Source organism: Aeromonas sp. SrichE-2G, from assembly GCF_017939565.1.
In the GTDB taxonomy this organism is placed as follows: domain Bacteria; phylum Pseudomonadota; class Gammaproteobacteria; order Enterobacterales; family Aeromonadaceae; genus Aeromonas; species Aeromonas taiwanensis.
The window spans coordinates 619,752-638,880 of record NZ_JAGKRG010000004.1 but is presented as its reverse complement, the minus strand read 5'-3'; the positions used below and the strand labels follow the sequence as shown (position 1 = coordinate 638,880).

20 protein-coding genes and 1 riboswitch are annotated in these 19,129 nt (G+C 62.4%); of the genes, 5 read left to right on the top strand and 15 right to left on the bottom strand.

Features of this window, described 5'->3' with window-relative positions:
• Positions 1–46 precede the first annotated feature (46 nt).
• The 13 genes from modA to moaA form a co-directional block, all read right to left on the bottom strand.
• Complete coding sequence (gene modA, locus J9885_RS04995) at positions 47–775, bottom strand: molybdate ABC transporter substrate-binding protein (protein ID WP_210548275.1); 729 nt, start codon at positions 773–775, stop codon at positions 47–49.
• A gap of 60 nt (positions 776–835) precedes the next feature.
• Complete coding sequence (gene moaE / locus J9885_RS04990) at positions 836–1,315, bottom strand: molybdopterin synthase catalytic subunit MoaE (protein WP_134695938.1); 480 nt, start codon at positions 1,313–1,315, stop codon at positions 836–838.
• A gap of 100 nt (positions 1,316–1,415) precedes the next feature.
• Positions 1,416–1,661: a molybdopterin synthase sulfur carrier subunit gene (gene moaD / locus J9885_RS04985; protein ID WP_210548273.1), complete on the bottom strand. Its 246-nt coding sequence runs from the start codon at positions 1,659–1,661 to the stop codon at positions 1,416–1,418.
• The gene (gene moaC, locus J9885_RS04980) at positions 1,658–2,152 is read right to left on the bottom strand and encodes a cyclic pyranopterin monophosphate synthase MoaC (protein ID WP_210548271.1); all 495 of its coding nucleotides are present in this window, start codon (positions 2,150–2,152) and stop codon (positions 1,658–1,660) included. The genes moaD and moaC overlap by 4 nt, the downstream gene beginning before the upstream one ends.
• Positions 2,153–2,201: 49 nt before the next feature.
• A complete protein-coding gene (gene moaB, locus J9885_RS04975; protein ID WP_134695935.1) occupies positions 2,202–2,708 on the bottom strand; it encodes a molybdenum cofactor biosynthesis protein B in 507 nt (168 codons plus the stop codon).
• 192 nt (positions 2,709–2,900) lie between these two features.
• The gene (locus tag J9885_RS04970) at positions 2,901–3,491 is read right to left on the bottom strand and encodes a cytochrome c3 family protein (RefSeq protein ID WP_134695934.1); all 591 of its coding nucleotides are present in this window, start codon (positions 3,489–3,491) and stop codon (positions 2,901–2,903) included.
• A 94-nt stretch (positions 3,492–3,585) separates the two neighbouring features.
• Complete coding sequence (locus J9885_RS04965) at positions 3,586–4,041, bottom strand: nitrate reductase cytochrome c-type subunit (RefSeq protein ID WP_043761781.1); 456 nt, start codon at positions 4,039–4,041, stop codon at positions 3,586–3,588.
• The gene (gene napH / locus J9885_RS04960) at positions 4,041–4,916 is read right to left on the bottom strand and encodes a quinol dehydrogenase ferredoxin subunit NapH (RefSeq protein WP_210548269.1); all 876 of its coding nucleotides are present in this window, start codon (positions 4,914–4,916) and stop codon (positions 4,041–4,043) included. The genes J9885_RS04965 and napH overlap by 1 nt, the downstream gene beginning before the upstream one ends.
• Positions 4,913–5,647 carry a ferredoxin-type protein NapG gene (gene napG / locus J9885_RS04955; RefSeq protein ID WP_210548267.1) on the bottom strand — a complete coding sequence of 245 codons (735 nt, stop codon included), beginning with the start codon at positions 5,645–5,647 and terminating at the stop codon, positions 4,913–4,915. Before napG ends, napH begins: the two co-directional genes overlap by 4 nt.
• Before the next feature lie 13 nt (positions 5,648–5,660).
• The gene (gene napA, locus J9885_RS04950) at positions 5,661–8,150 is read right to left on the bottom strand and encodes a nitrate reductase catalytic subunit NapA (protein WP_210548266.1); all 2,490 of its coding nucleotides are present in this window, start codon (positions 8,148–8,150) and stop codon (positions 5,661–5,663) included.
• Positions 8,151–8,342: 192 nt separating this feature from the next.
• Complete coding sequence (locus J9885_RS04945; RefSeq protein ID WP_231557822.1) at positions 8,343–8,627, bottom strand: chaperone NapD; 285 nt, start codon at positions 8,625–8,627, stop codon at positions 8,343–8,345.
• A gap of 8 nt (positions 8,628–8,635) precedes the next feature.
• The gene (gene napF, locus J9885_RS04940) at positions 8,636–9,145 is read right to left on the bottom strand and encodes a ferredoxin-type protein NapF (RefSeq protein WP_210548265.1); all 510 of its coding nucleotides are present in this window, start codon (positions 9,143–9,145) and stop codon (positions 8,636–8,638) included.
• A gap of 250 nt (positions 9,146–9,395) precedes the next feature.
• Positions 9,396–10,391: a GTP 3',8-cyclase MoaA gene (moaA, locus tag J9885_RS04935; protein WP_210548264.1), complete on the bottom strand. Its 996-nt coding sequence runs from the start codon at positions 10,389–10,391 to the stop codon at positions 9,396–9,398.
• Positions 10,379–10,518, bottom strand: a riboswitch (molybdenum cofactor riboswitch). Its footprint overlaps the gene before it by 13 nt.
• A gap of 78 nt (positions 10,519–10,596) precedes the next feature.
• Between moaA and narQ the strand changes: the two genes are divergently transcribed.
• The 4 genes from narQ (at position 10,597) to J9885_RS04915 (ending at position 14,544) form a co-directional block, all read left to right on the top strand.
• On the top strand, positions 10,597–12,309 hold the full coding sequence (narQ, locus tag J9885_RS04930; RefSeq protein WP_043761788.1) for a nitrate/nitrite two-component system sensor histidine kinase NarQ: 1,713 nt from the start codon (positions 10,597–10,599) through the stop codon (positions 12,307–12,309).
• Positions 12,309–12,947: a two-component system response regulator NarL gene (gene narL / locus J9885_RS04925; protein ID WP_043761789.1), complete on the top strand. Its 639-nt coding sequence runs from the start codon at positions 12,309–12,311 to the stop codon at positions 12,945–12,947. Before narQ ends, narL begins: the two co-directional genes overlap by 1 nt.
• 284 nt (positions 12,948–13,231) lie before the next feature.
• Positions 13,232–13,657, top strand: coding sequence for a globin domain-containing protein (locus J9885_RS04920; RefSeq protein WP_210548263.1), 426 nt, complete (start codon positions 13,232–13,234; stop codon positions 13,655–13,657).
• Positions 13,658–13,968: 311 nt separating this feature from the next.
• The gene (locus J9885_RS04915) at positions 13,969–14,544 is read left to right on the top strand and encodes an LON peptidase substrate-binding domain-containing protein (protein ID WP_043761791.1); all 576 of its coding nucleotides are present in this window, start codon (positions 13,969–13,971) and stop codon (positions 14,542–14,544) included.
• Between the two features lie 258 nt (positions 14,545–14,802).
• Here the strand turns inward: J9885_RS04915 and J9885_RS04910 are convergent, their stop codons facing one another.
• Together J9885_RS04910 and J9885_RS04905 are read right to left on the bottom strand one after the other, a co-directional pair.
• The gene (locus J9885_RS04910) at positions 14,803–16,884 is read right to left on the bottom strand and encodes a PAS domain-containing hybrid sensor histidine kinase/response regulator (protein WP_210548262.1); all 2,082 of its coding nucleotides are present in this window, start codon (positions 16,882–16,884) and stop codon (positions 14,803–14,805) included.
• Between the two features lie 18 nt (positions 16,885–16,902).
• Positions 16,903–18,081: an FIST N-terminal domain-containing protein gene (locus J9885_RS04905; protein ID WP_167576731.1), complete on the bottom strand. Its 1,179-nt coding sequence runs from the start codon at positions 18,079–18,081 to the stop codon at positions 16,903–16,905.
• A 116-nt stretch (positions 18,082–18,197) separates the two neighbouring features.
• On the opposite strand from J9885_RS04905, the gene yvcK reads away from it, so the two are divergent.
• On the top strand, positions 18,198–19,121 hold the full coding sequence (gene yvcK, locus J9885_RS04900) for a uridine diphosphate-N-acetylglucosamine-binding protein YvcK (protein WP_210548261.1): 924 nt from the start codon (positions 18,198–18,200) through the stop codon (positions 19,119–19,121).
• Positions 19,122–19,129 lie beyond the last annotated feature (8 nt).

Sequence of the window (19,129 nt, the reverse complement as noted above, 5' to 3'; positions counted from 1 at the left end):
CCGGCCAGCCCGAGGGCAGGCCGGCGATCCTGGGGTCGGCCGTCACTCATTGTGGCAGAGCATAACCTGCGGCCTTGATCTGCGCCTGGCCAGGGCCCTTGAGCCAGGCCACCAGGGCCTCCACCGCCTCCCCTTTCTTCAGCACCAGCCCCTGCTGTTCGATGGCCGGATAGAAGTCGGCCGGCACCGCCCAGGCTTCACCAGTCTTGCCCGCCTCCACCAGGTTGGCCCAGGCGACGAAGCCCAGCCCCGCATTGCCGGTGTCGACGAACTGCCAGGTCTGGCTGATGTTGGTGCCGGTCAGCACCCGATACTGCTTGGGATCGATCTTGAGGTGGGCCAGGGTCGCCATGGCCGCGGCGCCATAGGGGGCGGTCTTCGGGTTCGCGATGGCCAGCTCCCCCTGCCAGTCGCGCAGGCTGGCCTCGTTGGGCGCCGGCCCCCCCTTCTTCCACAGGCCCAGCCGGCCGATGGCATAGGTGAAGCGCTCGCTCCCCTTGCCCTCTTTCTCCAGCTTCTCGGGGGTCACCACGTCGGCGGAGAGGAAGAGATCGAAGGGGGCGCCGTGGGTGATCTGGGTATAGAGCACCCCGGTGGCCGCCGAGCTGATGACGACGCTGTGCCCCGTCTTGGCGGTGAACTCCTTGCCGATGCGCTCCATGGTGCCCTTGAAGTTGGCCGCCACGGCCACCTTGACCTCATCGGCCCGGGCCGCACCACTGAACATCGCGCCGGCACAGGCCCCCAGCAACACCACGGTTACGAACGCTTTCATTCCCTTACTCCTTTGACGGTCGGCACAGGGCCGACACCCGGATTGAGACGAGCCCTGGGCTCACTCCCCTTGTCGCCAGCGGGCCGCGGCGGCGTCATCGCTCGCCCTGGCCTCGACCCAGCGTTGTTCCCCGTCGGCGGTCAGCTCTTTTTTCCAGAACGGTGCCCGGGTCTTCAAAAAATCCATGATGAAATGGCAGGCCTCGAAAGCGGCCTCGCGGTGGGCACTGCTCACCGCCACCAGCACGATCTGATCCCCGAGCAGCAGCTCGCCGATGCGGTGAATGAGGGTGCACTCCTGCAGCGGCCAACGGCGGCGTGCCTCGGCGACAATGTCCGCCAGCGCCTTCTCGGTCATGCCGGGGTAGTGCTCAAGGGCCAGCCCCTTGACCGCGTCCCCCTGGTTGAAATCCCGCACCTTGCCCACGAAGGTGACGATGGCGCCGCTGTCATGGCGGACGGCGAGCCGTTCGTACTCCTCGGCCAGCGAGAAGTCCGCCCGCTGCACCAGGATGCGATCGGTCATTGTTGCCTCGCTCATCATCAGCCTCCGGTCGTTACTGGTGGGAGAGGGAAGAAGGCCACTTCATCGACACCACACAACTCAGTGATGCGATCCACGGTGGTTATCTCGCTCATCGTCAGCCTCCCGTCACCGGGGGAAAGAAAGCGACCTCATCCCCGTCGTTGAGGGGCGTATCGAGGGGCACCAGGGTCTGGTTCACCGCCACCAGCAGTTTGCCGGATTCGAGTGCCAGCGCCCACTTGTCTCCCAGCTCGCTCAGGGCACTGCGAAGCGCCTCGGCGGTAGCGTGCTCGCAGGGCAGGCTCAGCTCGTCGCAGCCCACCAGCTCCCTGACCTGCGCAAAAAACAGTACCTTGATCATGCTTTCTCTCCTGCACCGGCATTCAACTGGAAGTGACCGGACTTGCCGCCCTTTTTCTCCACCAGCCGCAGCTGTTCGATCACCATGTCCTTTTGCACCGCCTTGCACATGTCGTAGATGGTGAGCGCCGCCACGGAGGCCGCGGTGAGGGCTTCCATCTCCACCCCCGTCTTGCCCGAGAGCTTGCACAGGGTGCGGATGTGGACCCTATTCTGCGCCGCCAGCGGCTCTATCTCTACCTCCACCTTGGTGAGGGCCAGGGGGTGGCAGAGGGGAATGAGGTCGGCGGTCTTCTTGGCCGCCATGATGCCGGCGATGCGGGCGGTGGCAAAGACGTCCCCCTTGTGGTGCTGGCCGCCGAGGATCAGGGCCAGGGTTTCCGGCGCCATGGTGACGAATGCCTCGGCACGTGCCTCGCGCTCGGTCACCTGCTTGTCGGTCACGTCCACCATGTGGGCCTCACCGCTCTGGTTGAGATGGGTCAGGTTCATGTATGCCCTTATCGAAAAATAAGACGGATCATCCGGGGAACCCCCGGGATCACAGATGGGACACGAAGTTGCACGGCCGGGTGCGGGCGTCGAGCTGATCCCGGATCAGCTGCTCCCACCCGAGCTGGCAGGCGCCGGTCGAGCCAGGCAGGCAGCAGACGAGGGTGCGATTGGCGAGCCCTGCCAGCGCCCGGCTCTGCATGGCCGAGCCCTTGATCTCCGCAAAGGAGAGCTGGCGGAACATCTCGCCGAAGCCCTGGACGGTGCGCTCGAACAGCACGCCGACCGCCTCGGGTACCCGGTTCTGTTCGTTGAACCCCGTCCCGCCGTTGACCAGCACCACCTGGACGCCCTCGTCGGCAATCCAGTCACTCACCCGGGCCCGGATGCGAAACAGGTTGTCCGGGCAGAGCGCCCGGTCCGCGAGCTGGTGCCCGGCCTCGGTCAGTGCCGACACCAGATAGTCGCCCGAGCTGTCGTCGGCGGCGGTACGGCTGTCGGAGACCGTCAGGACGGCGATCTTGAGAGGGATGAATTCGCTGTGTTTGGGGGCCATGGGGCATTTCCTGTCAATGATTGACCACGAGAGGATGGGGTGAACGCGCCGCCCGGTCGGGTCGACCGAAGCAGGACAACCCGGGCGTCGCGCTACCGGGGCGGGATTCTATCAAAAGTTGTCGGGCAGAGGGGGTCATGGACCCATAAAAATCGCGGGCCACCGGATCCGCGAGATCCGGTGGCCCGGCTATCAGAAGCCTGCGACGCCTTTCATGTCAGGCAGTTGATGCGCAATCCCCTTGTGGCAGTCGATGCAGGTATTGGCCCCGCTTGCCAGGTTGGTGGAGTGCATCTGGGACGCTCGCCGCCCCTGCAGGGAGAAGTCCATGTACTCGAAGTTGTGGCAGTTTCGACACTCGCGCGAGTCCGTATCCTTCATCCGCTTCCATTCCCGCTCCGCCATCTCGCGCCGGTGCGACTCGAACTTCTCGCGGGTGTCCACCTTGCCGGTGATCATGCCCCACAGCTCCTTGGAGGCCTGCACCTTGCGAATGATCTTGTAGGTCCATTCGTGGGGCACGTGGCAATCCGGGCAGCTGGCGCGCACGCCGGAACGGTTGGCGTAGTGGATGGTATCGCGGTACTCCACGAACACGTTGTCCTTCATCTCGTGACAGCCGGTACAAAACTTCTCGGTGTTGGAGGCTTCCATGGCGGTGTTGAAGCCACCCCAGAAGATGACGCCGCCGAAGAAGCCCATCAGCAGGATGACCCAGAGGGCTGCCTTGGATGGCGACTTGAAGGTGGTCCACAGACGCTGGATAAAACCGGGTAATTTCATCTATGGGCTCCTCAGTTCAGTGCTTCGTTCACAGGTGTGTTGAAGGTGTTCCGGACACGCGGAACAACGCCGGATAAGATCATCTGCGAACTCCTCAATTCAGTGCTTCAACCGGTTTGAAGGTGTTCTCCACCAGCGGCTTGGCATCCGCTTGCGGCACGTGGCACTGCAGGCAGAAATAGCGGCGGGGAGAGACTTCCCCCAGGGTCTGACCATCGCGGGTCTCGAAGTGGGTCGGGCTTATCTTGGGCGCCTTCATCTTGCTGGCGTTCTTGAAGCTGTGACAGGCCAGGCACTTGTTGACCTTGTTGTCCACCTCGTAGTTGCGAGTGTCGTGGGGGATCAGCGGGGGCTGATGCATGTACTGGCGATCATAGGTGTCGCCGTCCTTGCGGTAGTTCTTGAGCGGGGCCGCGTCCGCCTCGGTCACGAGATCCGTGCTCCCCCGTTCCGACTTGATCCCCCCCGTGCTGTTGGTGATCTCGGGGACGGCCGCCATCAAGGAACCCGCCATCAGACAGGCCAGCATTGCTCCAATCAGCTTTTTCATTATTTGTTCTCCGACGTTTTCTCTGCCTTGACGGCAAAACCTGTAGTGATTTCGAAAACTTGCTCCGCGCAGACATCGATGCAACGGCCGCAGTTGGTACACTCCTGAGCCACAATCAAGGGCCCGTGACCGCGTTTGGCCCCGTGAACCGGGCCGCGCAGTATGGGTCGCTCCGGGCAGACTGCATAACAATCCATGCAGTTGCTGCACCGCTCGCGCCCATTGGCTGCAATCTTGATAAAACCGACCCGGTTGACCAGGGCATAGAAGGCCCCCACCGGACAGAGATGACCACACCAGCCCCGCTCCACCACGAAGAGGTCGAACAGGAACAGGGCCGCCAGCAGGCCCCAGCCCGCTCCCATGCCAAACAGCAGGCCGCGCAGGGTGAGCGACACCGGGTTGACCAGCTCCCACACCAGCACGCCAGTGATGGCGGGTGCCACCAGCACCATGGCCAGCAGCCAGTAGCGGGTGTGGCGATTGAACTGGCCGTTGCCCTTGAGGCCGAGCCTGGCCCGAACCCAGGCGGCGGCGTCCGTCACCAGGTTGACCGGGCAGACCCAGGAGCAGAACACCCGTCCCCCGACCAGCCAATACCCGGCGAGCACCAGACCCGCACCGAGCCAGAGGGTGGTGAGGGGCCAATGGCCCGCCGCCACCGACTGCAGCAGAGTCAGGGGATCCGTGAGGGGCACCGTCTCCAGCAACAGGGAGCTGGAGAGGTTACCCTTGAGGATCCAGATACCCGCCAGCGGCCCCAGCAGGAACAGCGCAAGCACGCCGACCTGGCTGAGCCGGCGCAGCACCAGGAAGCGGTGGGCGCGCCACCAGCCCAGCCTGGCACTGGCCTCGGCCCCCGGATAACGACTCATAGCCCCTCCGGTTTGCGGGTAGGCAGGGTGAGCCTGTCGCCGATGAGGGACTTGCCCGCCTTCGCCTTCTCTTCCCAACCGAGCCGATAGTGATGGCCCAGCTCCCCCTTGGCGAGCCGGTGGGGCACCACCTTGATGGCCGCCGTCTCCAGCACGCAGGCGTGCTCGCACTTGCCGCAGCCGGTGCAGGACTCGCTATGCACGGTCGGCAGGAACATGGCGTGCTTGCCGGTGCGCGGGTTGCGTACCAGTTCGAGCGAGATCGCCTTGTCGATCAGCGGGCAGACCCGGTAGCAGACATCGCAGCGCAGCCCCAGGTAGTTGAGGCAGGTCTCGTGGTCGATGAGCACCGCCACCCCCATGCGAGCCTGATCGATGTCTGTCATCCTCTGATCCAGGGCACCGCTCGGGCAGGCCGCCACGCAGGGAATGTCGTCACACATCTCGCAGGGGACGCTGCGTGCCTCGAAGTAGGGCGTGCCCGTGGTCACGGGATCCAGCAGCCGGGCGAGCTTGAGGGTGTCGTAGGGACAGGCCTCGACACAGAGCCCACAGCGCACGCAGGCACCGAGGAACATGTCCTCCCCCAGAGCCGCCGGCGGGCGCAATGCCTGGGCCGGCACCGCCTGGGCCTGCTGACGCGCCACACCGCCGAGCCCCATGCCAAGCAGGCCCACTGAGCAGGCCCCCTTGGCGAGGTCGGTCAGGAACTGGCGACGACTACGGCTCATCCCGGATCCCGCCTCAGGCCTTCATGACCTTGACGGCGCACTTCTTGTAATCCGTCTCCTTGGAGAGCGGATCCGTCGCGTCCAGGGTCAGCTTGTTGACCAGCTGGCTCGCATCGAAGAAGGGCATGAACACCAGGCCTTTGGGTGGACGGTTGCGGCCGCGGGTCTCGACCCGGGTCTTCACCTCACCACGGCGGGAGGAGACGATCACTTCTTCACCACGGCGCACGCCACGAGCCTTGGCGTCTTCCGGGTGCATGAAGAGCACCGCATCCGGGAAGGCGCGATAGAGCTCGGGTACCCGACGGGTCATGGTGCCGGTGTGCCAGTGCTCCAGCACGCGACCGGTGGAGAGCCAGAGATCATACTCCTTGTCCGGCGACTCGGCGGCCGGCTCGTAGGGCAGCGCGAAGATCACCGCCTTGCCGTCGGGCTTGCCGTAGAAACGCACCCCTTCGCCCGCCTTCACGTACGGGTCGAACCCTTCGCGATAGCGCCACAGGGTCTCCTTGCCGTCCACCACGGGCCAGCGCAGGCCGCGGGCCTCGTGATACTGATCGAACGGTGCCAGATCGTGACCGTGGCCGCGACCGAAGATGGCGTACTCCTCGAACAAGCCCTTCTGCACGTAGAAGCCGAAGTGATCCGCTTCGTCATTGAGCGCGCCCTTGCTCTGCTCTTTCGGGAACTGGTTGACCTGGCCGTTGGCATAGAGCACGTCGAACAGGGTCTTGCCCTTGAGCTCCGGCATCTTGGCGATGAGTTCGGCCGGCCACACCTCTTCCACGGTGAAACGCTTGGAGAACTCCATCAGCTGCCACAGGTCCGACTTGGCCCCTTCCGGTGCCTTGACCTGCTGGTGCCAGAACTGGGTACGGCGCTCGGCGTTGCCATAGGCCCCCTCCTTCTCCACCCACATGGCGGTGGGCAGGATGAGGTCGGCAGCCTGGGCGGTCACGGTCGGGTAAGGATCGGAAACCACGATGAAGTTGGCCGGGTTGCGATAGCCGGGCAACCCCTCCTCGTTCATGTTCGGGCCGGCCTGCATGTTGTTGTTGCACATCACCCAGTAGGCGTTGAGCTTGCCGTCTTTGAGCATGCGGTTTTGCAGCACGGCGTGGTAACCCACCTTGTCGGGGATGGTGCCTTCCGGCAGCTTCCAGACTTTTTCGGCGATGGCGCGGTGCTTGGGCTCGGTCACCACCATGTCGGCCGGCAGGCGGTGGGCGAAGGTGCCCACTTCCCGGGCGGTGCCGCAGGCGGAGGGCTGGCCGGTCAGGGAGAAGGGACCCGAACCAGGCTGGGAAATCTTGCCGGTCAGCAGGTGGATGTTGTAGCAGAGGTTGTTGGCCCAGACGCCACGGGTGTGCTGGTTGAAGCCCATGGTCCAGTAGGAAACCACCTTCTTGCTCGGGTCGGCATAGAGCTGGGCCAGCTTCTCGAGCTTGTCCTTGGGCACGCCGGAGAGCTTGGAGACGGACTCCAGATCGTAATCCGCCACGAATTTCGCGAAGTCGTCGAAGCTCATGGGGGTGGAGTCGCCGTTGTCCGGGTTCTTGGCCTTCTGCTGCAGCGGGTTGGTGGGGCGCAGGCCGTAGCCGATATCGGTGGTGCCCTTGCGGAACTGGGTGTGCTTGTTGACGAACTCCCAGTTCACCTTGTCGTTCTGGATGATGTAGTTGGCGATGTAGTTGAGGATCGCGAGATCGGTCTGCGGGGTGAAGACCATGCCGTTGTCCGCCAGCTCGAAGCTGCGGTGCTCGAAGGTGGAGAGCACGTGCACCTGCACGTCCTGATGGGACAGGCGGCGATCGGAGATGCGTGACCAGAGGATGGGGTGCATCTCGGCCATGTTGGAGCCCCACAGCACGAAGGCGTCGGCCTGCTCGATGTCGTCATAGCAGCCCATGGGCTCGTCCATGCCGAAGGTACGCATGAAGCCCACGACCGCGGACGCCATGCAGTGGCGCGCGTTGGGGTCCAGGTTGTTGGAGCGGAAGCCCGCCTTCATCAGCTTGGCGGCGGCATAGCCTTCCCACACGGTCCACTGGCCGGAGCCGAACATGCCGACGGCGGTCGGGCCCTTCTCTTTCAGGGTCGTCTTGAACTTCTCGGCCATGATGTCGAAGGCCTGATCCCAGCTGATGGGGGTGAAGTCGCCGTTCTTGTCAAACTTGCCGTTGGTCATGCGCAGCATGGGCTGGGTCAGGCGATCCTCGCCATACATGATCTTGGACAGGAAGTAGCCCTTGATGCAGTTGAGGCCACGGTTCACCGGTGCGTCGGGATCGCCCTGGGTCGCGACGACGCGGCCTGCCTGGGAGCCCACCAGCACGGAGCAGCCGGTCCCGCAGAAGCGGCACGGCGCCTTGTCCCAGGTGATGGCGGTCTTGTCGGTACTGGTGATCAGGTTCGCCGCCAGGGTGGGGGCGCTGACACCGGCCACGGCAGCGGCTGCCGCCACCGCATTGGCCTTCATAAAGTCGCGTCGACTCAGCTTCATGACATATCCTCGCATTGCTTAATCACATCAATGACAGCCATTGTGACGAGCCGCGCTGGCTCAGCTCCATGGCGCTTATTCCTTGCACTGGGCATCAAGTTCATCGAACTGGTGGTAACAATAGACCCGGCATCGTTTTTTTCATCCGTGGCGACCATCGGGGGCCTCTCGCCGGCCCGACCTCATGGCTCGCTACTCCTCGACTTCGCCTTCATCGAACTGGTGATAGATGAGGGAGGCGGAGAGCACCCCCGGCATCGCCGAGATGGCGTCGATGGCCGCCATGATGGGACGCTGGCTTGCCCCTTCCAGGGTCACCACCAGCTTGCCCTCCTCGCTGACGGCGTGGATCTCGGCCCCTTCCAGGGTGGCGATCCGCTCTGCAAGCTGGTGACGCTGGGCCGGCTGGGCCAGCACCACCAGGCTCGATACATGGAACTCTTCTCGCTTCATCTCGCTGCTTTCCAAGGTGCTCATCTCATGGGTCATGTCGCCTCCCCGCCGTGGGCGAGGCCAATCCTGATACTGCCGACCGGACAATCCGCCACACAGGCACCACATCCATTGCACGACTCGGTCTGGATGCTGGGGGTCGGTACTCGCCCCAGCTGGGGGGAAAATCGGATGGCCTGCTGCTCGCAGCTGTCCTGGCAGCGCTGGCAGAAGACCTGGGCGCTGGCCAGACAACCGGCCTCGATATGGGCCACATACTCCCAGGGCGTCTGGGTTGTCGGTCGAAAGACAGGCGCCTGGCAGGCGTCGACACACTCGGCGCAGAAGGTGCATTCGCCACGCAAAAAATCCACGGTGGGAAAGCCGCCGTCGCCCTTGACCAGGATCTGTTCCGGGCAGGCCGTCAGGCAGTCACCGCAACGGGTGCAATCGGTAATGAACTCGTCCCAGGAGACGGACCAGGGCAGCTGGACTCCGGGTTTGGGCGTCGCCAGGCGTCCTCGCAGCAGGCCGCGGCGTGACAGATTGATCCCATCGGCCATATCGACTCCTCTTCACAGGGACAGAACCCTGCGTGGATCCCGTGAGTAGCATTTTCAATACCAATTATAAGCGTGGGTGTATATTGCGACTCTGACAAGTCCAGCGATATACCACCAGGGAGATAAACAGGGGGGATTCTTGCGCTGGATCAAACCCTTGGCGCAATTAGGCGAGAGAGGGGCAAGGCAAATTACCCCTATGGGAGGATTGCTAATTAATCGATGACGATTCGGGGGTGGCGCCCCGGCGTCAGCCGCCGATGGACGCCAGGTGAGGGGTCATGCCGGCATTGCCTTCGTGCAGACGGTGGGTGGCGGCCTTGCCGGTCAACGCCTGACGGATCCGCGCTTGCAGCGCATCCTGCTGGTCGTCGTCAGTGAGCAGGTCACGCAGTTCCACCCCGTTGTCACCAAAGAGGCAGAGGTGCAGCTTGCCCATGGAGGAGACCCGCAGCCGGTTGCAACCGGCGCAGAAGTCCTTGCTGTAGGGCATGATAAGCCCGACCCCGCCACGCGATTCCGGGTGCATAAACACCTGGGCAGGGCCGTCGTCCAGCCCGCGCAGCTGCTGCACCCAGCCCGTCTCCAGCAGTCGCTGCTTGATGAGATCGCCGCTGGTGTGGCGGTCACGAAACAGGGTGTCCATCTCGCCGGTCTGCATCAGCTCGATGAAGCGCAGTTCGATGGGCTTGTCCTGGACCCAGGCCAGAAAAGTGCCCAGCTCATGGTCGTTGAGCCCCTTGAGCAACACGGCATTGATCTTCACCGACTTGAAACCGGCCGCCAGCGCGGCGTCTATCCCCGCCATCACGTCGGCCAGCTTGTTCTCGCCGGTGATCTGGTGAAACTGCCGGGGATCCAGGCTGTCGACGCTAACGTTGAGGGCCGTCAGCCCCGCATCGAACCATTCGCGGGCACGCTCTTTCAGGCGATAGCCGTTGGTGGTCATGGCCACCTTCTCGATGCCAGGGGTATGGGCAACCGTCTCTATGATGGCGGTAAAGTCACGGCGCAGGGAGGGCTCACCGCCGGTCAGACGCACCTTGCGCGTCCCCATGGCGGCAAAACCGGAGACGACGCGGCGTATCTCCTCCAGGGAGAGGAAGGACTTGCGCCCCTCTGTGCCCCCTTTCGGCGGGTGATATCCATCCGGCAGACAGTAGGTACAACGGAAATTGCACACGTCGGTGACCGACAGGCGCAAATAGTAAAAGCGACGGGAAAAACCATCTTCAAGTGGCAACATAAACACCTTTCCAAATACGGGAGGCCAGGGCATTTCTTTCCTGACCCTTTCAGCTCGAACAACGGCTGACGGCGATCTCCCCCTATCTCAATGACTTAGGCAAAATCGCTCGGAGTTCATCTAGTTTTTCGATGCTAGCACAACTTGGAGTACACTCCCATGCTACTTTGTAGGGTCTTTATGGCTGTGAGGGGAGCCTGTCGGCATGGGAAAGTGGTTCAGAGTGCACTCGGTCAGCAGCGCCATCGGTCGTTCCATGGTGCTGATCCTGTTCATGGCCAGCCTGATCGCCGTGGTGGCCATGGTCACCCTCTTCTATTCGGTGCCGGACGCCAAGGCCATCAACCTGTCGGGCTCCTTGCGCATGCAGGCCTACCGGATGGCCTACGAAATCGAGAAGGACCAGCCCGTCCTGGGTCGGCTCGCCCAGTTCGAGCAGACCCTCAACGCCCCCGAACTGCAGGAGACCCAGCGCTGGATCACCCCTGCCTCCCTGCGCCGCACCTATGGCGAGGTGTTGCTGCAGTGGCAGATGATGCGCGAGCACATCGAGAACGCCACTCCCAGCCGTTATACCGACAATACCGAGCAGTTCGTCGCCGCCATCGATGATTTCGTCAACCAGATGCAGTACCACGTCGAGTTCAAGGTGCGCATGCTGGCCCTGGCCGAGGGGCTTGGCCTGCTCGCCATCATCACCATCGCCTGGTGCACAGTCCGCTTTACCCGCCAGCAGGTGGTAGCGCCGCTCAATCAGCTGGTTTTGTGCGCCCGCCAGATCCAGCGCCAGGAGTTCGATCTCACCCTGCCCCCCCACTGTGAGAACGAACTGGGAGAACTGTCGGGGGCCTTTGCCACCATGGCCGCAGAGCTCGGCAAGCTCTATCGGGAGCTGGAGAGCAAGGTAGAGGAGAAGACCGCCAAGTTGCAGCAGGCCAACGACACCCTCTCCTTCCTCTATTCCACCGCCCAGAAACTGCACGCGGCACCGCTGAGCCGGCGCACCCTGCAAAAACTGCTGGAGCGGGCGGCCGCCCACCAGCACATCGATTACATCCGCCTCACCCGCTTCGAGCACAATGCCATGCCCGTCTATATCACGGGACGCAAGGGGTGGCCCGGCGATCTCGAGGCCGTGGTGAGTTTCTACCTGCAGATGGATGACGAGGAGTACGGCCGGCTCGACATGATAAGCACACATCCCGTCGATGAGCGCCTGATGAAGAACTTCTCCATGTTGCTGGCTCAGGTACTTCACAAGGATCAGACCCTGCTGCAACACCAGCGCCTGCTGTTGATGGAGGAGCGGGCCGTCATCGCCCGCGAGCTACACGACTCCCTGGCGCAGGCCCTCTCCTATCTCAAGATCCAGGCCACCCTGCTCAAGCGATCTTTTGCCAAGGGAGATACCGCCAAGACGGAGGCCGCCATGCAGCAGATCGACGAGGGGCTTGGCAACGCCTATACCCAGCTGCGCGAGCTGCTCGGCACCTTCCGCCTCAGCATCGGCGACGCCAATCTGGGCGAGGCCATCGGTGTCATGCTGGAGCAGCTCAAGCCCCAGACCCGGGCCGAGATAGGGCTTCAATACGGTCTGACCGATACCGATCTCGAGGCGGGACAACACATCCACATCCTGCAGCTGATCCGTGAGGCAGTCCTCAATGCCATCAAGCATGCCAACGCCGAACGCATTGACGTTAGCTGTGAGACCCTGGCTGATGGTAACATTCTGGTTCAGATTGCAGATGATGGTGTCGGAATAAGGGGTGCAAGCTCGGCAGTGAATCACTACGGTCTCAGCATCATGAATGAACGAGCCAGCAAATTGCACGGCCAGTTGACCATCAGTGAGCCGCCTTGTGGAGGCACCCGCGTACACCTGACCTTTCCCACCAGCCTAACAAGAGATGCCTGATGGACGAGATGAAATACAGTGTTCTGGTCGTAGATGATCACCCCCTGATGCGCAAGGGAATTGTGCAGTTGCTGGAATTGGAAGAGAACATCGAGGTAGTCGGCGAGGCGTCCAACGGCACTGACGCCGTGGCCATGGCCAAGGAGTCCGAGCCGGACCTCATCCTGCTCGACCTCAATATGAAGGGCCTGTCCGGTCTAGATACCCTCAAGGCGCTGCGGGCCGAAGAGGTCACCTCCCGCGTGGTGATCCTGACCGTCTCCGATGCCCGCCAGGACGTGGTGGCCCTGCTCAAGGCCGGTGCCGATGGCTACCTGCTCAAGGACACCGAGCCCGACATGCTGCTCGCCCAGCTGGCCGATGTCATGACCGGCAAGCAGATCCTGAGCGAGCCGCTGCGCCCCTACCTCGAGAACATCTACGAGCTGGATCACCTGCAGCAGAAGCTGGAGAGCCTGACCCGACGCGAGATGCAGATCATGCGCGAGATAGCCAAGGGCCTCTCCAACAAGCAGGTGGCTTCCGTTCTTCACATCTCGGAAGGCACGGTCAAGGTGCACGTCAAGAGCCTGCTCAAGAAGCTCGAGGCCCAGAGCCGCGTGGAGGCGGCTGTGATGTATCTGGAACAACGCAACTAGGCAACCGGCCCCCGCGCCAGCAAGCTCGCCCCCCGGCGCCTTGCTGGCGTGCCCCCCTGCCCTCTCTGGTTCATGGGTGTAACAACCCTCTGCGTAACGCGGCTGCCGTCTCTTTGGAACAACACTGCCAGGCAACCCGCCCGTAGCAGCAAACCTGGCCTCCCCGGCACTTATCTGGCCGGCCTCTCCCCTTCGCCCTTGTGGTTCATAGGTGTAACAGCACTTTACTGAGTAAATGCATTATTATCTTCAGGATGTCGTTCACTGGCCTGAGGAGAAAACGCATGACTGCCGAACAGATAGAACTGGTGCAAAGGGCATGGGGCAAGGTCACCGCCCTGAGCACCAGCTATGTCGAAGAGGTATATGAGGAGCTGTTTCGCCTGTCACCGGAGCTGCGCACTCTCTTTCCCAGTAATCCGGAAATGCCCGTCACCAAGGTTGCCGACACCCTGAATACCGTCATTACCAGTCTGGATCAGCTGGATGCACTGAGTTTCATCATTCGGGATCTCGGCAAACGGCACCAGAAATTCAATGTGCAGCCAGACCAGTTCGTCCCCCTCAAGCAGGCATTAACCCTGGTCTTGGCACGGCGCCTGGGGGAGTACTTCACACCCGCGCTGGCTGACGCCTGGTCGCAGATGTACGACGAAATCGCCGTCCTGATGAAGGAGGGGCTGGCTCGGAACACCGAATCCATTCACTGATCCGGCCTTATCCCTCGACTGCCAGCAGGCGGCTAGCAGTGCCTCCTCCCAGGCAATTTGCGTGTTCCATTTTTGCAATATGCGAAAATAGCCCCATTCTGCAGATGGGGCATATTCGAGCCCCTTAAACCTCACCTGAATCCTGCCTGTTTCGTGCTTAACCACATCAACCAGGAAACACTCAATAGATTGATTTTAAAGCCATTAAAGTATTTAACGCGATATTTCCCGGTCATATCCTCCCCACTTCCATCTCTCTGGCACGGTCACTGCATTGTCACATACAGATACGACTCATCGGAGGATGGAACATGAAACTTCAACACCTGGCACTGTTCCCCTTGCCTTCACACATACTGCCTGGCGGAAAACTTCCCCTGCGCCTGTTCGAGCCGCGCCACCTCCAGATGCTCAAGGAGTCCTTCATCGAAGATCGGGGCTTTGGCATCGTCATGGAGGAGACGACCAGCACGGGCACTTGCGGGCGGATCCTGCCGGTCGGCACCCGCGTCAAGGTGACGGACTTCTATACGCTCAACGATGGTTTGCTCGGGGTAACCGTGCTGGGTCTGGAACGGTTCTGCATCCACGAGATGGAGACTGACGCCTCGGGTCTGCGACATGCGCAGGTCGAGACGCTGCCCAACTGGCCCAGCGCCCACTCCGACTTCAGCGACGAGCAGTTGGTCAGCAGATTGAGGGAGGTGTTTGAGCAGTATCCGGAACTTGATGAGCTCTATCCGGACAAGCAGTTCGACGATGCGTCCTGGCTCTGCCAGCGCTGGCTCGAGATCCTGCCCATGCCGATCTATGAAAAGCAGATGTTGATTGCCAAACAGAACAGTGAAGCGGCGCGCCAGTTTTTACGCCGACTGATCGCACAGTGAGTCAAGAAGCGGTTTGCAAAACGCGAATTTACTGACAGTAAAATTCTTATAATGAAAGTAGTAATTTGCATTTTGCAACCAAACGTAGCGATAAATAACACCTAACTCGGCTACAAACCGCAAAAAACAGGTCATGAAAAGTTGGCACGACTTTTTCATATAAGACCGTACAACCCGATTTATCCCGTGCTCTCTTCAGTATTTGCTGAAGAATTGGTCAACTACCCAGTTGACCATTTTTTTTACCCAAAAATCGGCTCACCGGGTCCGGCAGTGCCGCAACAGACAATTGCGCAGCCGCGCCAGGCTGATGGGCTTGGCCAGAAAGTCATCCATGCCCTGCGCAAGGCAGCGGGCCCTGTCCTCCATCATCGCATTGGCCGTCAGCGCCACTATGGGCACCTGGCAACCCAGTTCACGCAGACGACGGGTGGCCTCCAGCCCGTCCATCTGGGGCATCCGCATATCCATCAGGATCAGATCCGGTCGCCGTTCACCAACCAGTGTCAGCGCCTCCAGGCCGTTGTTTGCCACCCTCACCCTGCACGCCAGTTTTTGCAGCATGAGCGACACCACCAGCTGATTGACCGGGCTGTCCTCCACCACCAGCACGTCCAGATCGAGCGCACCCACCCCCTCGCTGGCTGGATCCGCTACCGGGGAACAGGGGGTGGCCATCCCGGGCAACTCGAACCAGAAGCAGCTCCCCTGCCCCGGCGAGCTCTGCACGCGAATGTCCCCGCCCATCAGTTGTACCAGTCGCCGGCAGATGGCGAGCCCGAGCCCGGAACCGGAGAAGCGCCGGGTCGCCGAACTGTCGACCTGGTAGAAGGGTTCGAACAGCTGCGCCTGATCCTCGGGGGAGATACCGATCCCCGTGTCGCTGACCGATACCCTGAGCTTGTCGTTCTGCCAGGTGAGTGCGAGTCGCACGCAGCCCTCTGCCGTGAATTTCACCGCATTGCCGAGCAGGTTGCCGATCACCTGGGAGAGGCGCACCGCATCCCCTTGCAGACGGGATGGCACCGTCTCATCGAGGTGCCAGTACAAGCCGATACCCTTGGCGCTGGCTTGTGCCTGCAGGGGGCCAACCAGAGCCCGGCACAATTCGGCGGGCTGGAAGGACTCACAGTGCAGCGTCAGGGTATGGGACTCGATTTTCGAGAAGTCGAGCACATCGTCGATGATGGTCTGCAACAGGTGTGCGGAGTGGGTGGCATGACCGATAAGGGTCTGCTGCGGGGCGTCGAGCTGCCCGTGCTGCAGCAGATCCAGCATCCCCAGCACGGCATTCATGGGGGAGCGGATCTCGTGGGTCATCATGGCCAGGAACTGGGACTTGGCGCGGTTCGCCGTCTCGGCCTCGTCCCGCGCACGCGCCAGCTCCTGTTCGCGGCGGATCTGGTTGCCTATCTCCCGCGCCGTCCCCCGATAGCCGATGAAGGCCCCCTGGGGGTCGTGACAAGGCTCGGCGTTGATCTCCATCCAGCAGGGGCCGTTGGCCAGCAACACCTGGACGCGGATCCCCCGCACCGACAGATGGCGGTCGATAAGACGCCGGTAACTACTCCAGGCGGGATCCTGCTTGTCGTGGGCAAAATCGTAGAGGCTGCGTCCGGCATGGCGGGCCAGCAGCTCCCTCTGGTAGCCAGGCGCAGAGACATAGCTGAGCCTGTGCTCGGGATCCGTCTCCCAGAACCAGTCCGACGCCATGGCGGCGAAGCTGCGAAAGCGCTGCTCGCTGGCCTTCAGGGCCAGGGTCTTGAGCTCAACCTGCTCCTGCAGACGGGCCCGGTAGGCAATGTTGACCAGCGCCTGGGAGATGAGCGGCTGACAGCGCTGCATCGCCGCCTTGCTCTTGAGATCGAAGGTGCCTGCGGCACTGTGCCGACAGACCAGCACACCGGAGAAACCGGGCCCCTGCAGCCCGGTCAGCATGATGCTGGCCCAGCCAGCCTGCCCCACCAGAGGGGCCAGCTCCGGCAACTGGGCAGGATCATAGATGATCAGGGTGTCCCCATCGATGGCCCGGGAGAAGAGCGGAGAGAGCAACCAGGTGCGACCGACCTCTTCCGGCTGGGTGCTGAGATGGGTAGTGCCACTCGCCCCCTCCCAGGCGATTACGTCTGCCTCTTCAAACCCGATGAAGGTCTTGAGCGCGAGAATGAGGCTCTCCAGCACCTGCTCCAGGCTCTGGGCCTGTGCCAGCGTTGCCACACCACACAGCAGAGCCTGCGACTCCTCGCGGTATCTGGCCTCCCGTTCCCGGCAACGCATCAGCTCCACCATCGTGGTCTGCAGCTTGTCGCCCAGGGTTTCGAGTTCGCTATTGCCTGTCATCTTGGATCCAGCTGAGTGTCAGTTCTCGAGGAAGATTACGCTCGATACCATGAGGTTGCCATGCGCCAGCTCACCATGGGGCAATCTCCCCTGCTCGCCGAACGTAAATGGCGTGATGAAGGGGATCTCCCCCAGTCTCAGGCAAAATTGCGTCACCACGTCGTCAAACCGCTCCTCCAGAGCCAGGCGGCAGCCAGCGCAGAATATCACCAAGGCCCCCAGGGGTCGCATACTCCCCGCCATGCCGTATTCGGGCTCGATGCGCACCGCATTCAGGCTGCGCTGCAACAACCCGTCCTGACTGCAGTACATGAGTTGCAGGCGCTCCCCCAGCCGGGCTTCGGTAAAGAGGCGAAGCCCTTCCCGCACGGTCACCGCTTCGGGGTGCGAGAGCTTGTAGTAGGGGATGTCATCGAGCATGCCGACCTGGCGTGCCAGCGGGGAGAGCGTCGTCTCCCTGAGGATGGGGCCCACCGGCCAGGGTTTATCCCGTTCAGTCCAGCGGGCGTAGACCCGGGCCGCCGGCTCATGGTCGATTGTCAGCACCTCGCGACCGTCGAGGGCAGTGATAATGCCCTGGCGCTCGGTTGGCACATAACCGGAATGAAACTGGAACGCCAGCTGGCAGTCGGGGTAGAGCACCGCCAGCACACAGCCCTCACCCCCTGCTCCCTCATCCCAGCAGAGTTGCCATTCGCCGCGCACGCCGTCATCCGCTGCGGATCCGCCGACGACGGGAACGGTCGCGCCAAATTCGCTCTCGATGCCCGCCAGCATGGCCTCTTCCAGACCCGGACTGGCGTGCAGCAAGACCAGCTGGGGCAGCTCGCCAGGGCGGCCGCCATCGGCGATGGCGCGGCGCAGCAGAGTCCGTACATCCGGTGTCTGGCCAACCTGGCCGGCCACGCCGTACGCGCCCTTGTCATCGTAAAGGGCTGCGACCGCCAGACCCCGGCCCGCCAGGGCATGGTGCCCGGCCTGGGTCAGGATACCGCCGCAGGAGCTGCAGCCGATAAGCCGGCTGTCGGGAAAGTGCTCCTTGAGTGCATGGCGCAGTACCGCAGCGTCGTGCGCTTGGGTAAAATAGACCAGCAACAATGATGGGGCGTGGGGAGATTGGGCAAGCAACCGCTCTGCTATCTGTTGGGCAGCCAGTGGGGTCGTCTCGGCAAGCGAGTGAGCCGTCAGGAAGTTCAACACCGTCTCCTACAGGTATGGGATGCTGCTCTTAAGCAAAAATCATACCTTTATCAAACAATTACCTGGCCGCAGAGACTAGAATGAAGCTCGCTGGCCTCCCACGGGATCACTGCATGTGGCAGAAAAATATCAATGACTTCGAGCGGGTCGTCGCCATCGGCGGTGGACACGGCATGGGCCGCGTGCTCTCTTCCCTCTCGTTTTTAGGCTCCCGCCTGACGGGGATAGTGACCACCACGGATGACGGCGGCTCCACCGGACGCCTGCGCAAGAGCCAGGAATGCATCGCCTGGGGTGATCTGCGCAACTGCCTCAACCAGCTGGTGACCACCCCCAGCATCGGCAGCCAGCTGTTCGAGTACCGCTTCACCGGCCGCGGCGAGCTGGCGGGTCACAACCTCGGCAACCTGATGCTGCTGGCCCTCGACAACCTCTGTGTCCGCCCTCTTGATGCCATCCGGCTCATCAGCGACATGCTGGAGATCGAGCCGACGCTGCTGCCCATGTCCGAACACCCCACCGACTTGTGCGCCCATACCGTCTGCGGCGACCAGATCCTGGGAGAGGTCTCCATCGACCAGCTCACTACACCGCCGCGTGCCCTGAGCCTGAAACCGGCCGTACCGGCCACTCGAGAGGCCGCCCTGGCCTTGAGTCAGGCCGACATGATCATCCTGGGTCCCGGCAGCTTTCTCACCTCCGTCATGCCTCCCCTGCTGCTGTGCGACATTGCCGAGGCGATCCGCAGCAGCGGCGCCATCGTTGTCTTCATCAGCAATCTGGTCGCCGAAGAGGGGCCTGCGGGTCAGTTGACTCTACTCGATCAGCATCGCTGGCTGGAAGAGAGGATAGGCATAGGCCGGATCGATGCCATCCTGGCCCCCGAGGGTCATGAGGACCCCGAGCTGCAGCATTGCCTCGTCCGAGCCAACCTGGGTGAGGCCGCCCTGCCCCATCGCCACGACCGCCTCAAGCTCAGGCAGGCGCTGGATAACGTCATCCTGAACTGGCATAGGACGCATGACAAGGCGGGCTGAGCCGCCCG